Annotated in this window: 18 protein-coding genes; 9 read left to right on the forward strand and 9 right to left on the reverse strand. The window is 71.1% G+C overall.

The window, feature by feature from the left end:
* Positions 1-79 precede the first annotated feature (79 nt).
* From I4Q55_RS00845 to I4Q55_RS00860, 4 genes are all read left to right on the forward strand, one after another.
* Positions 80-1,105, forward strand: a complete 1,026-nt coding sequence (locus I4Q55_RS00845; protein ID WP_206784068.1) for a septum formation family protein — start codon at positions 80-82, stop codon at positions 1,103-1,105.
* Complete coding sequence (locus tag I4Q55_RS00850) at positions 1,105-1,455, forward strand: metallopeptidase family protein (protein WP_020642760.1); 351 nt, start codon at positions 1,105-1,107, stop codon at positions 1,453-1,455. Before I4Q55_RS00845 ends, I4Q55_RS00850 begins: the two co-directional genes overlap by 1 nt.
* A 79-nt stretch (positions 1,456-1,534) precedes the next feature.
* Positions 1,535-2,782, forward strand: coding sequence for an MFS transporter (locus tag I4Q55_RS00855; protein WP_206784069.1), 1,248 nt, complete (start codon positions 1,535-1,537; stop codon positions 2,780-2,782).
* A 39-nt stretch (positions 2,783-2,821) separates the two neighbouring features.
* Complete coding sequence (locus I4Q55_RS00860) at positions 2,822-3,298, forward strand: hypothetical protein (protein ID WP_206784070.1); 477 nt, start codon at positions 2,822-2,824, stop codon at positions 3,296-3,298.
* Here the strand turns inward: I4Q55_RS00860 and I4Q55_RS00865 are convergent.
* The 3 genes from I4Q55_RS00865 to pheA all read right to left on the reverse strand — a co-directional run bounded on the left by I4Q55_RS00865 (position 3,295) and on the right by pheA (position 5,571).
* Positions 3,295-3,930 carry a DUF4232 domain-containing protein gene (locus tag I4Q55_RS00865; protein ID WP_206784516.1) on the reverse strand — a complete coding sequence of 212 codons (636 nt, stop codon included), beginning with the start codon at positions 3,928-3,930 and terminating at the stop codon, positions 3,295-3,297. The two genes, I4Q55_RS00860 and I4Q55_RS00865, sit on opposite strands and share 4 nt — an antisense overlap.
* Positions 3,931-4,048: 118 nt before the next feature.
* Positions 4,049-4,666, reverse strand: a complete 618-nt coding sequence (locus I4Q55_RS00870; protein WP_206784071.1) for a histidine phosphatase family protein — start codon at positions 4,664-4,666, stop codon at positions 4,049-4,051.
* Positions 4,663-5,571, reverse strand: a complete 909-nt coding sequence (pheA, locus tag I4Q55_RS00875) for a prephenate dehydratase (protein ID WP_206784072.1) — start codon at positions 5,569-5,571, stop codon at positions 4,663-4,665. Before pheA ends, I4Q55_RS00870 begins: the two co-directional genes overlap by 4 nt.
* A 98-nt stretch (positions 5,572-5,669) precedes the next feature.
* On the opposite strand from pheA, the gene I4Q55_RS00880 reads away from it, so the two are divergent.
* From I4Q55_RS00880 to I4Q55_RS00890, 3 genes are all read left to right on the forward strand, one after another.
* Positions 5,670-6,290 (forward strand): macro domain-containing protein, encoded by a 621-nt coding sequence (locus I4Q55_RS00880; protein ID WP_206784073.1) that lies wholly within the window; start codon positions 5,670-5,672, stop codon positions 6,288-6,290.
* 114 nt (positions 6,291-6,404) lie between these two features.
* Positions 6,405-7,337: a type I pantothenate kinase gene (gene coaA / locus I4Q55_RS00885; RefSeq protein WP_206784074.1), complete on the forward strand. Its 933-nt coding sequence runs from the start codon at positions 6,405-6,407 to the stop codon at positions 7,335-7,337.
* A gap of 219 nt (positions 7,338-7,556) precedes the next feature.
* On the forward strand, positions 7,557-7,712 hold the full coding sequence (locus I4Q55_RS00890) for a hypothetical protein (RefSeq protein ID WP_206784075.1): 156 nt from the start codon (positions 7,557-7,559) through the stop codon (positions 7,710-7,712).
* Between the two features lie 3 nt (positions 7,713-7,715).
* On the opposite strand, the gene I4Q55_RS00895 is transcribed toward I4Q55_RS00890, so the two are convergent.
* The 3 genes from I4Q55_RS00895 to I4Q55_RS00905 form a co-directional block, all read right to left on the reverse strand.
* Positions 7,716-9,224, reverse strand: a complete 1,509-nt coding sequence (locus I4Q55_RS00895) for a hypothetical protein (RefSeq protein ID WP_206784076.1) — start codon at positions 9,222-9,224, stop codon at positions 7,716-7,718.
* A 165-nt stretch (positions 9,225-9,389) separates the two neighbouring features.
* Positions 9,390-10,706 carry a hypothetical protein gene (locus tag I4Q55_RS00900; RefSeq protein WP_374194433.1) on the reverse strand — a complete coding sequence of 439 codons (1,317 nt, stop codon included), beginning with the start codon at positions 10,704-10,706 and terminating at the stop codon, positions 9,390-9,392.
* 88 nt (positions 10,707-10,794) lie between these two features.
* Positions 10,795-11,715, reverse strand: coding sequence for a nitrate- and nitrite sensing domain-containing protein (locus I4Q55_RS00905; protein ID WP_206784077.1), 921 nt, complete (start codon positions 11,713-11,715; stop codon positions 10,795-10,797).
* Between the two features lie 135 nt (positions 11,716-11,850).
* Between I4Q55_RS00905 and I4Q55_RS00910 the strand changes: the two genes are divergently transcribed.
* On the forward strand, positions 11,851-12,168 hold the full coding sequence (locus I4Q55_RS00910; protein WP_206784078.1) for a nucleotide pyrophosphohydrolase: 318 nt from the start codon (positions 11,851-11,853) through the stop codon (positions 12,166-12,168).
* Here the strand turns inward: I4Q55_RS00910 and I4Q55_RS00915 are convergent.
* Genes I4Q55_RS00915 through I4Q55_RS00925 form a run of 3 tightly spaced genes read right to left on the reverse strand, consistent with a single transcriptional unit; the run spans position 12,165 to position 13,277 of the window.
* Positions 12,165-12,500, reverse strand: coding sequence for a DUF3024 domain-containing protein (locus I4Q55_RS00915; protein WP_206784079.1), 336 nt, complete (start codon positions 12,498-12,500; stop codon positions 12,165-12,167). The two genes, I4Q55_RS00910 and I4Q55_RS00915, sit on opposite strands and share 4 nt — an antisense overlap.
* A 22-nt stretch (positions 12,501-12,522) precedes the next feature.
* Positions 12,523-13,074, reverse strand: coding sequence for an AAA family ATPase (locus I4Q55_RS00920; RefSeq protein ID WP_206784080.1), 552 nt, complete (start codon positions 13,072-13,074; stop codon positions 12,523-12,525).
* The gene (locus I4Q55_RS00925) at positions 13,062-13,277 is read right to left on the reverse strand and encodes a hypothetical protein (protein WP_206784081.1); all 216 of its coding nucleotides are present in this window, start codon (positions 13,275-13,277) and stop codon (positions 13,062-13,064) included. The genes I4Q55_RS00920 and I4Q55_RS00925 overlap by 13 nt, the downstream gene beginning before the upstream one ends.
* A 6-nt stretch (positions 13,278-13,283) precedes the next feature.
* Here I4Q55_RS00925 and I4Q55_RS00930 point away from each other — a divergent pair, with 6 nt between their 5' ends.
* Complete coding sequence (locus tag I4Q55_RS00930) at positions 13,284-13,850, forward strand: Crp/Fnr family transcriptional regulator (RefSeq protein WP_206784082.1); 567 nt, start codon at positions 13,284-13,286, stop codon at positions 13,848-13,850.
* Positions 13,851-13,929 lie beyond the last annotated feature (79 nt).

Consider the following 13,929-nt stretch of genomic DNA (forward strand, 5'->3'; position numbering starts at 1 on the left):
ACCGGCCACCGCGAAACCGTGACCACCCTAACCACCCGGACCGCGCACGTCATGCGCGGCGCGGGCATCATGGACTGCGATGTCTCCCAGCGCCGATCGGTACCCCACCGCCACGCAGACGCTGCGCACGCGCGTCGTGATGGGCGGGATCTTCGCGGGCGCGCTCATCGCGCTCGCGCTCAGCGTCGTGTTCTCGTGGAGCGACGGCGTCACCGGCGGGTCCGGCGGCGGCGCGGGCAAGCTGTCCCCGGCCGCCCAGGAGGCCTTCCACTCCCCGCCCGGCAGCTGCCTGTACTGGGACAACCCGGACGCGAGCGACGCGCGCAAGGTGGCCTGCACCCAGCCGCACCTGTTCGAGGTGACCGCGCTCGTGGACATCGGCGCCCAGTACCCGGAGGGCGCGCCCGTCCCGTCGCTGGACCAGTGGCAGCAGATCGCGCAGCAGAAGTGCACCTCGGACGTGAAGCCGTACCTCGGGCACAATCTCGACCCGTACGGCAAGCTCACGACGAACCTGCTCCGCCCGACGCCTTCGCAGTGGGAAGACGGCGACCGCCAGCTGCGGTGCGGCCTGCAGTGGGCGGGCCCCGGCGGCAAGCTGCTGCCGACGACCGGGCCGGCGAAGGACCAGGACCAGTCGCTGGTCTTCGAGCCGGGCACCTGCCTGGCGCTGCTCGGCAAGGGCGTCGGCGATCCGATCGACTGCACGAAGCCGCACTCGTACGAGATCGTCGCCACCCTCGACCTCAAGTCGAAGTTCAAGGACACCTACCCGTCGCAAGACGACCAGAAGGCCTGGCTCGACACCGAGTGCAACAAGGCGGCGGCCGACTACACCGGCGGCGCCGACCTCGACGCGAAGAAGCTGATCCTGACCTGGGACCTGCGGGAGCAGGAGAGCTGGGACGCCGGCTCGACCAAGGTCAACTGCAAGGTGGCGGCGGCACTGCCCGACAAGAGCGGCCTGCAGGCGGTGACCGGCAGTATCAAGGTCGCCCCGGCCGGTCCGGACGGCGGCCAGCCCCAGGACGGCGGCCCGCCGTCGGACGGCGGCGGTGGCCCGGCCACGACGAGCCCGGCCCCGACGACGAAGCAGGGCGGCTGATGCCCGTCGAGATGAGCCGGGAGCGGTTCGAAGAGCTGGTCTCCGAAGCCCTGGACGAGGTGCCGCCCGAGTTCGCGCGCGCAATGGACAACGTCGTCGTGCTCGTCGAGGAGTTCAACGACGAGGCACCGGACATCCTCGGGCTCTACCACGGCATCGCGCTGACCGAGCGGACGTCGTCGTACGGCGGGGTGCTGCCGGACCGGATCTCGATCTACCGGCAGCCGATCCTGGCCATGTGCGAGGACGAGGACGAAGTCGTCGAGGAGGTCCTGATCACCGTCGTGCACGAGCTGGGCCACCACTTCGGCATCGACGACGCCCGGCTGCACGAGCTCGGCTGGGGCTGACCGCGCACCGGCCGGTTGACACGCCTCTATCCTGTTACCCGAAGTCATTGGGTGAGTGCGATATGTGCCGGGGGCCCCGATGGGCGACGCGCGAAGACTCGGGTGGCTGCTGACGTCGAGCGCCGCGGCCAACCTGGGGGACGGCATCGGCAAGGTGGCGCTGCCCCTGCTGGCCACGACGCTGACCCGCGATCCGGTGCTCATCGCCGGGCTGTCCGCCACCCAGTTCCTGCCCTGGCTGCTGTTCGCCGCGGTCGCCGGCGCGCTGGTCGACCGGATCGACCGGCGGCGCGCGATGATCGTCGCGAACACCGCCCGTGCCGCGGCCGTCGGCGCGCTGGCCGCGCTCGTCGCGACCGGCGGCATGACGATCTGGCTGCTCTACCTCACCGCGCTGATCATCGGGACGGCCGAGACGATCGCGGACAGCGCGGCGAACGCGCTGATCCCGGCGGTCGTCGGCAACGGCTCGCTCGACGCGGCCAACAGCAAGCTGCAGGCGTGCGAGATCGTCGGCCAGACGTTCCTCGGCGGCCCGATCGGCAGCTTGACGTTCGCGCTTTTCGCCGCCTTCCCGTTCATCCTCAACTCCGCGGGCTTCGCGATCGCGGCCGCGGTGCTGCTCGGCCTCGCGGGCACCTACCGGGCGAAGACCGAGACGCCGGTCCGGCCGGCGAAGCTGCGTACCGAGCTCGCCGACGGCCTGCGCTGGCTGCGCGGCCACCCGCTGCTGCTGCGGCTGGTCGTCGTCGCCGGGCTGCTCAGCCTGGTCAGCGAACTGGCCCAGGCGCAGCTGGTGCTGTACGCGCTCGAAGACCTCCACCTCTCCGACGCGACCTTCGGGTTCTTCGCGTTCGTCGGCGGGATCGGCGGGCTGCTCGGCGCGGGTGTCGCCCCGCGGCTGGTGCGGGCGACCGGACGGCTCCCGGTCGTCGTCGGCGGGATCGTCTGCTGTGGCCTGGGGTTCGGCGGCATGGGCCTGGTGCGCTCGCCGATCGCGGGCGCGGCGCTGTTCGGCCTGTTCGCGGCCGCGGTGGTGGCGGTGAACGTCGTGCTCGCGACAGCCCGGCACACGCTCGTGCCCGGCGAGCTGCTCGGCCGGGTGCTCGGGGTGTGGCGCACGGTCGTCTGGGGCGCGATCCCGGTGGGTGCGCTGCTGGGCGGAGTGCTGACCGACCGGCTCGGTTCGGCCGCGCGGACGTTCGCCGTGTCCGGCGTGGTGATGCTGGTGGTCGCCGCGTTCGCGTTCGGTGCGCTGCGCCGGTTCTCCCTCGGTGACAAATCGGACTCAGCCGCGGCGCTGACGCACCACGATCCGGGATTGTGAGCTGAAATAGCTCCTCACCCAGGCGGTGAGGAGGCAGTCATGCGCACCGTGGACCCGGGGACCGGCACCGACGCCGATCCCGACTTCGACGAGTCTCCGGAAGAGACCGAGTCCACCTCACCCCCGCCGTCGCGCCGGTTGCTCGTGCTGAGCGCGGTGGCCGGGTTCGTGCTGGGCGGCAGCGTGCTCGGGCTCCTGTGGGGACTGTCCGGGGTGCACGCCGGCGCGCTCGAAGACGCCGTCGCGGCGTGCCAGGCGCTCGACCGCGTGGGTGACCTGCCGGACACGAGCCGCGACGCGCAGCCGGCGCTGACCCCCGGGCTCAGCCCGGAGCGGCTGCGCCGGATGGTGGCGGCGCGCGAGCTGTCCGCGGCGGCCGCCCAGGTGAACGCGAACTACCAGCCGCTGGCCGACCACATCGACAGCGTCAGCCGGATGGTGCTGAGCCTGCACTTCAGCGACGCCTCGGGCCAGCGGCACCTCGTCGAAGCCAAGGAAATCTGTGGCCGGATTTAAGCCGGGTGGACCGTCTTCACCGCGAGCTGGTTGCCCGGGATCTTCGTGCCCGCGCACCCCGTGCCGTCGCTCGGCACGAAGTTCGACGCGGTCTCCTGCGGCAGGTAGATGCGCAGGCCCTTGACCGGCGTCGGCTGGCACATGGCCGGGTCGAAGTTCCGCACGTTGACGAACTGGATGTCGGCGGCCGCGGTCTGGCCCGGGTTCAGCTTGACGGCGTTGCCCTTGGTGCCTTCGCGGAAGGCGTCCTTGCCGACCTGGTGCCCGTCCTCGCCGGCCACGTAGGACACGCCGGGGAACCCCTGGATGGTGCAGGGCTTCGCACTGGAGTTGGTGATGAGCAGCGGCCGATAGACCGAGCCGGCGCCCGCGTCGCCCTGGCCGAGCGCGAGCTTGACGTCGCCGGCCTTGCAGAGCCCGTTGTCGGCGGGCTGGGCGACCGGCGGCGCGGCCGGGGTCGAGGCAGGGCTCGGCGTGGCGGTGGTGACCGTGGTGGTGGCGGTGGGCGACGAGCTCGACGGCGTCGAGCTGCTCGCCGCGTTCGTGGTACCGCCACCGCCGCAGGCGGAGAGCACGAGGACGCCCGCCGAAGCCGCGACGACCGGGAACAACCGTGAAAGCTTCATGTCAATCGCCTCCCTGGTGTGGTGCTACTGGCGTAGACGTACCGGGTCGCGAGCGGGTTGGCTGCTTTCGTAAATTCCCCACCGAACGTGTTCTAAACGTGACAGGATCACACTTTCGTGACCTTCAGAGCGGAGTGTCGACCCAGGTCAGGCAGTGCCACTGGCCGTCCGGCCGGGCGACCAGCTCCACCAGCCCCGTGTTCGGGATCAGCGCCGCGTTGGCGACGTCCGCGTGGACGTTCGGCGCCAGCCACTCCCCGGTCAGCCGGATCGCGCCGCCGTGGCTGACCAGGGCGACCACGCCGTCCGGGTCGGCCTGCTCGTGCTTGGCGCGCAGCCGGCCGACCGCGTCCAGCATCCGGGTGCGCACGCTCGTGCCGCTCTCGCCGCCGGGCAAGGCCGGGGCCAGCTCGCCGAGCGTCCAGCGGCGGACCGTCTCCATGTACGTCCGGATCGACGCGTGGTCGGTCGCGCCCTCCAGGTCGCCCGCGCCGACCTCGTGCACCCCGTCGACGACCTGCACGTCCAGGGAGAACCGCGCGGCCAGCGGCGCCGCCGTCTGCTGGGCACGCGTCGCCTGGGACGCGTACACCGCGACCAGCGGTTCCTCCGCCAGCCGCGCCGCGAGGGAATCGGCCTGCCGACGGCCGAGGTCGGTCAGCGGCGGGCCGGGCAGGGCGGTGTCCAGCGCGCCGCGGACGTTCCCTTCGGTCTGCCCGTGCCGGATGAGCAGCAACCTCACGCCAGGTCTCCCTTGCGGACCGCGTCGGCCCACACGGACGCTTCGACGAAGTCGTCGTTGCCGAAGCCGGGTTCGATCGTGGTGCGGGTGCCGTCGGCTCGCGGGTGCGAGCCGAGGAACCGCAGGTTGCGGCAGTGCCGGCGCAACGCCGTCAGCGCGTCGAGGACCCGCGGCTCGGCCACGTGCCCCTCGAAGTCGATGAAGAAGCGGTATTCGCCGAAGTTGCTGCGCGTCGGCCGGGCGTCGAGCCGGGTCAGGTTGATGCCGCGGCTGGCCAGCTCGGTGAGCAGCTCGGCGAGCGTGCCGGTGCGGTTCGCGGCCGCGGCCACCACCGACGTCCGGTCGGCGCCGGTCGGCTCCGGCAGGTCGCCCGGCGGGCGGACCAGCAGGAACCGCGTTGCGGCGTCGTCGACGTCGGCGACCTCGGTGGCCAGCACGTCGAGGGCGTAGTGCTCGGCCGCGACCGGGGCGCAGACCGCCGCGTCGAAGTCGCCGTCCAGCACGCCGACCGCGGCGGCGGACGTCGAGGAAGACGCCACCGCGTGCGCCTCCGGCAGGTTCGCCTCGAGCCACTCCCGGACCTGGGCCAGCGCGTGCGGGTGACTGGCGACGGTCCGGATCTCGCCGCCACCGGGGCGGGTCAGCACGCTGAAGTGGATGGGCAGGATGGTCTCGGCGACGGCGACCAGCGGGGTCGCCTCGCTGAGCGCGTCGAGCGTGGCGGGCACCACGCCCTCGACCGAGTTCTCGATGGGGACGCACGCCGCGTCCGCCTCGCCCTCGCGGACGGCCGTCATCGCCAGCCGGACGGTCTCGACCGGAATCAGCTCTTGGCCGGCGGCGAGCACCCGCGCGGCCTGTTCGGTGAAGGTCCCTCGGGGGCCGAAGTATGCGATCCGTGACACAGCACCCAGGCTACGGGGCCCGGCCGTGGCGACATTCACTCGGACAGCCGGTACGGGAACCGGTTACGCCGGGTGGCATTTTTTGCGATGCTGAGGGCGTGACCGCCGAATCGGGCACGCACACCGGACGTGAGGGCGCCAAGCCGCCGGTCGCCCCTCGCGCGCCGGAGCTGGTGCTGTGCGCCGTCGATGAACCTCTCGCCCACGCCTGGACCGCCGCCGCGGAAAAACTGGCCGGCCGGGTCCGGGTGCATCGCGGCTCGGTGCTCGACGTCGTCGCCCAGGCCGTGGTCAGCCCGGCCAACTCCTACGGCTGGATGCGCGGCGGGATCGACGCCGTGTACGCGCAGGCGTTCCCGGGCGTGGAGCAGAGCGTCCGCAGCGCTGTCCTGGCCTTCCACGGCGGGGAGCTGCCGATCGGCGACGCCGTGGTGGTGCCGACCGGCGAAGCCCAGCCGGCCTGGCTGATCAGCGCGCCGACGATGCGCGAGCCCGGTGAACTGCTGCCCGCCGACACCGTCCACCCGTACCTGGCCGCCCGCGCGGTGTTCCTGACCTGGCGCGACGGCCGGCTCGACCACGGCCCGGTGCGGGAGTTCGTCGACACGATCGCGATGCCGGGGCTCGGCACCGGCGTCGGCGGAGTCGCGCCCGCCACCTGCGCCCGGCAGGTCGCCGCGGCGTGGGACGAAGTCTTCGGGAATCGTCACGCTCAGTGATCAACCCCTGGTCGGGGGTGGACTACATCACAGCGCTTTAACTCGCCGCAACCCCTACCGTTAATCACGCAGGTGAACGTCCGCCAGTGCAGGCGACGGCCGGAGGAGTGTGCGATGACCCGGGTCCGCGAACTCAGCCCGTATGTCGAGCTGCACCGGGAACAATGGAAAGAACTGCGAAGTTCGACGCCGTTGCCGCTGACGGCGGCGGAGCTGCTGCGGCTGCGCGGCCTCGGCGAGCAGGTCGACCTGGCCGAGGTGGCCGACGTCTACCTGCCGCTGTCCCGCCTGATCAACCTGCAGGTCGCCGCGCGCCAGCGGCTCTACGAAGCGACGACGACGTTCCTCGGTGACGACTCCCGCGGCACGAAGGTCCCGTTCGTGATCGGCATCGCCGGGAGCGTGGCGGTCGGCAAGTCGACCACCGCCCGCATCCTGCGCACGCTGCTCGCCCGCTGGCCGGACCACCCCCGCGTCGACCTGGTCACCACCGACGGCTTCCTGTACCCGCGCGCCGAGCTGATGCGCCGCGGGATCATGCACCGCAAAGGCTTCCCGGAGAGCTACGACCGCCGCGCGCTGCTGCGGTTCGTCACCGAGGTCAAGTCGGGCGCCGAGCGCGTCGCCGCGCCGGTGTACTCGCACCTGGCCTACGACATCCTGCCCGGCCAGGAGCAGGTGGTGCAGCAGCCGGACATCCTCATCCTCGAGGGCCTGAACGTGCTGCAGCCGGGCCCGCGGCTGATGGTGTCCGACCTGTTCGACTTCTCGATCTACGTCGACGCGCACACCGACGACATCCAGCGCTGGTACATCGAGCGGTTCCTGGAGCTGCGGCACACGGCGTTCGCGGACCCGGCGTCGCACTTCCACCACTTCGCCGGCCTGCCCGACGACGAGGCCCGCGCCGAGGCGCGGCACCTGTGGCACTCGATCAACGAGCCGAACCTGATGGAGAACATCAAGCCGACCCGGCCGCGGGCGACGCTGGTGCTGCGCAAGGACTGCGACCACACCATCAACCGGGTCCGGCTGCGCAAACTCTGACCCGTTACGCACCTCGTCACCCACATGCCGCGCATTCGCACGCTGAGCGAATGCGCGGCCACCGTTCGTCGTGGGAACGCCACTCTCCGCGCCGGAAACCGGCCGTTCGGCCGAGGCGGGCCGTTCAGCCGTAACCGGTTGGCCGATACCGGGCAGCTGCGGTGAAAGCGACCCTGAAGGAGTCAGGAAAACGGCTCTGAGCAGGGGAGGAGGCCCACGATGTTCGCGATGATCCTCACGTGGGTCGGTGCGGTGCTCGGTCTGGCCTTGCTGATCGCGATGGCCGCCGGAACCTTTGTGGTCGACTTCGACGACCGGCTGCAGGAACGCCGCCGCAAGGCGAAGCCCGCTGAGCCGGCGGGCCCCCTCCCGTAGCGCTCAGAGTTCGGCGAGCGCCTCGACGTAGGCGTCGGCGTCGTACTCGAGGTTTTCGCCTTCCAGCAGGCTGTTTTCCAGCGCGTCGATCAGCTGCTCGAAGATCTCGTCGCGGTCGAGTTCGCCCTCTTGCAGCCGCTCGGCGGCCTGCCAGACCTCGGCGGGTTCGTTGTCCCACAGCTGGTCGACGATCGTCGCGCGCAGGATCAGCCGCTGCTCGTCCTCGTCTTCGTCGGCCTCGGCGATGACGAGCGCCCGGCGCTGGTCGGGGTCGGTCGGGTCGAGGTCGACCTCTTCCTCGTCGATCTCCGTGGTCAGCGACGGCACGGCGAACATCCGGCGCTCCAGCGCGTCGGCCAGCTCGGTCGGCGACAGCGCGTCGGTGTCGGCGAAGTAGCGCTCCAGCGGGGAGTCGTCCTCGTCGGCGTACTCGCTGAGGTAGTCCGTGACGGCTTCGTCGAGGGCCGCGATCGCGGTCTCGGTCAGGTGCGCCCGCTCACCGGTCCACTGCACCCAGGCGAGCACGACCGGCTCGACGGCGTCCTCGTAGTCGGCGTCGAGCTCGTACTCCTCGCCGAGCAGACCCTCGAGGAACCGCGCGATCTTCTCGGGCCCGACGCGCAGCGGGTTGCCCGGGTCGGTGCGCAGGCCGTGCTCCAGCAGCAGGGTGCCGAGCGCGCGGGCGGCATCGGCGTCCTCACCGCTCGCCGCGACGAACTGCTCGACGACGGCGGCGCGCTCGGCGTCGGACCACTCGGCCACCTCGGGCACGAGCGCGGGCTCCGGCAGCGCGCGGCACCAGGTGAGCGCGACCGCGTGGAAGCGGGCGTAGTCCTCGCTGACGTCGGCTTCGTCGAGGTGGTCGGTGGCGGCCAGGCCGTCGGCGATCAGGCGGTGCGCCTCGGCGGGGTCGACGGCCTCGAAGACGACCAGCTCCGGGTCGGCGTCGGACTGCTCCCGCATCTCGGCGAGCACGTCAGCGGGCTGGTCGATCACGACGAGGTCCCGCACCCGGCCGCCCTCGGTGAAGTCGAGCAGCGCGAGCAGGCCGTACGCCTGGTCGCCGTGGGTGAAGACGCAGAGCAGGGACGACTCGTCGCCGTAGACGTCCCCGGTGCGCCAGCACTCGCCGGCGGTGACCCGGCCGAGCCCGGCGGCGAAGGCGGGCTCGGGGATGCCGCGGCCGAGGACGACCTGCAGCCCGGCGTCGGCGGCCTTGCGCTCGACGTCGGTCTCGGCGACGACCTTCAGCGCGGCCAGCAGCGCGGCGGCGCCCGGCGTGATCTTGCGCTGGGCGAAGCCGATGAGCTCCAGGCCGAGCGACTCCTCGCCGTCCTCGACGGGCAGGTCGCGGAACTGGCCGAGCACCTCGGAGGCGAGCAGCTCGACGTCGACCGGCGCGGGGTCGGCGCCCAGCGCCGAGAAGTCGTTCAGGACGTCCTTGAACAGGCCGGTCACGCTGTGCGTGACGGGCTGCGGCTGCCTCTTGCGGGCGCGACTGACCGGGCTCATGAGCTCATGCTTTCACTTCACCGCGAGCGGGTCGCGGTGGCCCTGGCGCGGGTCCCGCCGCCTGCTCGACGGGGAGGCGCCGAGGCGGACGACGGAACTGGGCCACCGCGACGCCTTGGCGCGCTCACGATGTCCCGGTGCACGTGTATCACCGGTTCTCCCGGGTCAACGAGGGGTGCGCGGGGAGGTTACGGCTTTGGGAATGGCAATGCGGGCGGCCCGGATTTCCGTGATCAGCCGGGTTTTCCGCCGGTGGTTTTCCACCAGCGCGGCCAGGTAGGCGGTGAATTCGCCGGGCGTCTCGGCACGCTTGTGCAAGGTGCGCAACAGCTTCAGCCGGCGGGCGGCTTCCTGGTAGGCCTGCGGGTCCTTGCGCTCGATGAGTTCGTCGACGTGTTCGCGGAAGACGGGGATCGTCTCGGCGGGGTGCTCGGCGGCCCGCTGTTCGGCCAGCTCCAGCTTGAACTCCGCGGATGCACCAAAACGGACACCGGCCCGCCAGGCTTCGTCCGGACGGCCGTCTTCGAGGAGGACGCGGACGAGCTCGTCGGCCTGCTCGGCACCCTCGGCCGCCCGTTCGCGCAGGCGAGCGAGCGCTTCCCGGCGCTGGACCGTCCACTTCCCGTCCTTGGTCGCGGCCTCGCGCAGGGCGGCGTACGTCTCAGGCCCCGGCTTGGCGTCGAAGTCCTTGCGTCGCCGCGAAGTTTCGTCTTCGGGCTGCGGTTGCTTGTCGTGGGTGAGCGCGCGGGCGGCGTGCGCGATGGCCTCGCTGTGCCGCCCCGCGGCCCGCAGCACCCGGACGATCTTGAGGCTGACGTCCACCCGCGGCGGCTTGGCCGACAGGATCGCCACCAGCTCGTCGACGTCGCCGAGCACCTCGGCCAGCTGCTCCCGCAGCCGTTCGGCCACGTCACGGCGGTGGCCGGGCCCGTTCGCCGCGAGGATGTCATCCACAGTGGACTTGATCCGCTTGAGCCCCGGCTCGCCCAGCGCCGTCGCGAACTCGGCGAGGTCGATCACCGGGCGGCCGGGGCCGTCGAACTCGACCTCGAGGATCCAGTCGGCCAGCTTCTCCGGGTCCGGTGGCCGGGCGGCGCACGCGCGGGCGTACAGCTCCACGGCCCGGTCGAGCCGGTCGGCCAGGTCGCCGGCGTGGTCGCCGGACTGCTCCAGCACCTCGCTGATGTCGTCGACCGTGCGCCGGGCGAGCGGCGCCAGGTCCGCGCGGCTGCCGGCGTCGAGCATCCGCTGCAGCGTGTCGAGGACGGCGCCGATCTTCGCGGTGTACTCGACGTTCCCGTCGGTGACCGCGGTGTCCAGCAGCCGGTGCGCCTCGCTGACGTCACCGGACTGGGTGGCGGCGCGCAGTTCGAGCGAGTGCCGCAGCTCGGGGTCGCGCTCGGCTTGGGCGTGCAGCAGGTCCGCCAGCGTCTCCGCGTCCAAAGTGCGCAGGTAGGGGCGAAGATCCGAGTGGGGACTCACGCGCACCAGTCTGCCCGACGGCCGCGAACACGAGTGTGGGCCAACCGCGTGCTCTTTTCGGAGTAATCAGTGACTTTGCGTGAGCAGCTCAGCGACGTCGCAAGTCGTCGAGCACGGCTTTCAGCGGCCAGGGTTCCGGGAGCCGCGGACGCGGTGACCGTACGTGGCGGGGCCGCGGGATGGCGGCCCGGACGGTCGGCACCATGATCGGGACGACCGGCACCGGCACCCGGGCCACCAGCCGCCGCACGACCACCATCAGCAGCCCGGCGAACAGCAGGAGCGCGGTGCCCGCCGCGAGGGCGCCGGCGAGCGTGCGGCGGCCGTCGTCGAGCGTCAGCTGCACGGCGTACTGGTTCTGCTGCGTGTACAACGCGCCCAGCTGCGCGGAAACGGCGTAGGCGGCGTTGCGCCACGTGTGCTCGGGCAGCGGCAGCGGTTCGGCCGCGGTGAAAGCGTTCTCGGCGGCGGCCAGCCTGCTCCATTCGGCGCTGCGCGCTAGCGATTCGTACGCCATCCGGCCACTCTCGGTGAGCTGCGGGACGACCCGGGCGAGATCGGCCCGGTAGGAGGCGACGGCGGAGGTGAACGACCCCCGCGTCATGTCGTCGAGCCCGGCCAGGGCGAGGGAATCGGAGCGATCCATGCCTTCGGCGACGGAAAGCAGCTCGACGGCGGTCGTCTGCTGGTAGGCGGACTCGGCGTCCGGGGCGTAGCGGGCGTAGTCGCGCAGCCCGGCGATCGCGGATTCGATCCGCTGGGTGTACGTCGCGTACGCGGCGCTTCGCTGCTCGGGCGCGGCCATCGCCGCGCTCCGCTCGGCCTGCAGCGCGACCACCGAGCGGGCCGTCCGGTCGGCGGCCGCGGCCGTCTCCACGGCCATGTCCCGCGTCCGAACCGCTTGGTGGATCAGGAGAATCGCGATCACGACAGCCACGGCGACGAGCGCGCCGCCGGGGATGAACGCGATGCCCAGCATGCGGCCGCGGACGGATCGCAGGTACTTCAAGACGTTCCCTTCCCAGCCTTGATCCCCGCAAAGCATCCCGACGAAGTTCAACCTATTGAGTGAGAGATTTACCGGTCAACGCGAATCCGCCATACGGCCGTTAGCGCACGGTGACTACCGGGCACAATCGCGCCCGTGACCTTCGACGACGTGACCCAGCGGCTGCGCGGCTTCGCGGCGGCCAGAGCCTGGGAGCCGTACCACACCCCGAAGAACCTCGTGATGGCACTTTCCGGCGAGGTCGGCGAGCTGACCTCGCTGTTCCAGTGGCTGACGCCCGAGGAATCCGACGCCTGGCGCGAGGATCCGGCGCTGGAGGCGAAGGTGCTGGACGAGATCGCGGACGTCACGCTGTACCTGCTGCAGCTGGCCGACCGCCTCGGCGTCGACCTCCCCGCGGCGGCCCACGCGAAGATCGACCGCAACGAGATCCGCTTCCCGCCGCCGGCCTAGCCCCAGAACACCCCGCCGGGGTTGCGGTCGATCTCGGCGAGCAGGGCGGGCGGCGTGCTGGCGACCGGCGCGTCCGGGTAGCTCAGCCACCGCCCGTTCCGGTCGGCCCACCACACCGACCAGATGCCGAACTCGTCGAACCGCAGCTGCGCGATCTTCTGTTCGCTCCAGTCAGGCCCGGCCTGCGGCGACCACGGCGCACGGCGTTCCACGATGGTGACCGCCCGGCCCCGCGTCCGGCACTCGACCCGGATCCGGTCCTGGAGGTGCTCGGGGACGCGCTGCGCGCACCACCGTTCGATCTGCCGCAGCGCGAGCTCCGGAATTGCCATGAGCCCAGTGAACCGGACCGCGTCAGCCCGCGCGCAGGTGGGCGAGCACGGCGTCGTAGGTTTCCCCGGGCGCGCGCCCGTCGGTGGGCACGACGAGGCAGCGGGGCCGCTGCGGCATGTAGGCGGCGAGCTGGTCGTGGATCCGTTCGACCACGGCGGTCCCCCCGCGTTCCCGCAGCACGTCGTCGACGCCCTTGGTGGCGGCGTCCCCGTTGGCGGCCCGTTCGGCGAACCGCCCGCAGGCCACGGATTTTTCGGCGGTGAGCAGGATTTCCCGGTATTCGGCCTGACAGTTGTCCGCGGCGAGCTCGAACGGCCGGACATCGACAACCCGGGTGGCGAGCTGCGGCATGACGACGTCGTGCCCGGTCCGCAGGTGCGTCTCGGCCATGGCGACCGCCAGCAGCTGCGCGGCCTTGAAGGTCTGGAAGAAGGTGTCCCGCCAGCCCCCGATCAGGCAGACGACGCGATCGGTGTCGAGGTTGAGCACACCGGGATGCTGTTCGACGTAGGCCTGCGCGATCGTGGACTTCCCGATCCCGGATGGCCCGTTCAAGTGGATCAGTCGTGGCACCGCACCGAAGGTACCAGCACCGAGGCAGCCGCCAGCGAGAGTGGAACCACCCGTTCGGCGCCGTTGATCCACGCCGAGCGGGTGATGAAACTGGACAGATGGACAGGGGAAATCCGGATTCGTTCGGCGGCCAGATCGGACGACATGCGTTGAGCGAGCTGCGCAGCAGAGGAATCACTCGCAAATTCCACGAAAACGATCAACTATTCATGGAACACGAGGCCCCCGGCAGTGTGTTCCTCATCGAATCCGGCTTGGTCAAGGTGTACGTGACGGCCGGTAACGGCAAGGAACTGATCTTGGGCATCTACGGGCGAGGCGAGCTGCTCTGCGAGCTCAGCGCGATGGATCGCACCCCTCGGTCCGCGAGCGGCAAGGGCCGCACGAACGGGACGATCACGGAAATTCCCGGCGTCGAGTTCCGGGCCTTCATCGGGCGTCATCCCGCAGCAATGCAACACGTACTTCGGACTGTGCAGAAACGTTTGCACCGCGCGGATCAGGCACGCCTGTCCTACCTTTCCGACGGAGTCCGGGTGCGGGTCATCCGCACCTTGCTCGACTGGGCCGATCACTACGGCCGGAAAAGCATTACCGGAATCGAGATCTCCGGTTTCTCCCGACGTGATCTGGCCCAAAGCATCGCAGCCTCGGAGAAGACGGTCGACGACGTGCTCACGGCGCTGACGACGGAAGGCACCCTGGCCACTGACAAGAAGTGGTTCCTGCTGCGGGACATCGACGGGCTGAGGAAGTCGACGGGGGTCGACTCGTGAGCACATGACCGCACGCGTGTCTCCCGGATTTCCGGTAGTGACCCGCGGTGGTCGTCCCCAAGATTGCCTCCATCGACGA

The organism is Amycolatopsis sp. MtRt-6, from assembly GCF_017308975.1.
Classification (GTDB): domain Bacteria; phylum Actinomycetota; class Actinomycetes; order Mycobacteriales; family Pseudonocardiaceae; genus Amycolatopsis.

Coding starts and splice junctions, on each gene's coding strand:
- I4Q55_RS00855 (WP_206784069.1), top strand. CDS start 1,535: ATGGGCGACGCGCGAAGACTCGGGTGGCTGCTGACGTCGAGCGCCGCG.
- I4Q55_RS00850 (WP_020642760.1), top strand. CDS start 1,105: ATGCCCGTCGAGATGAGCCGGGAGCGGTTCGAAGAGCTGGTCTCCGAA.
- I4Q55_RS00915 (WP_206784079.1), bottom strand. CDS start 12,500: ATGGCAATTCCGGAGCTCGCGCTGCGGCAGATCGAACGGTGGTGCGCG.
- coaA (WP_206784074.1), top strand. CDS start 6,405: ATGACCCGGGTCCGCGAACTCAGCCCGTATGTCGAGCTGCACCGGGAA.
- I4Q55_RS00845 (WP_206784068.1), top strand. CDS start 80: ATGTCTCCCAGCGCCGATCGGTACCCCACCGCCACGCAGACGCTGCGC.
- I4Q55_RS00890 (WP_206784075.1), top strand. CDS start 7,557: ATGTTCGCGATGATCCTCACGTGGGTCGGTGCGGTGCTCGGTCTGGCC.
- I4Q55_RS00895 (WP_206784076.1), bottom strand. CDS start 9,224: ATGAGCCCGGTCAGTCGCGCCCGCAAGAGGCAGCCGCAGCCCGTCACG.
- I4Q55_RS00930 (WP_206784082.1), top strand. CDS start 13,284: ATGGAACACGAGGCCCCCGGCAGTGTGTTCCTCATCGAATCCGGCTTG.
- I4Q55_RS00860 (WP_206784070.1), top strand. CDS start 2,822: ATGCGCACCGTGGACCCGGGGACCGGCACCGACGCCGATCCCGACTTC.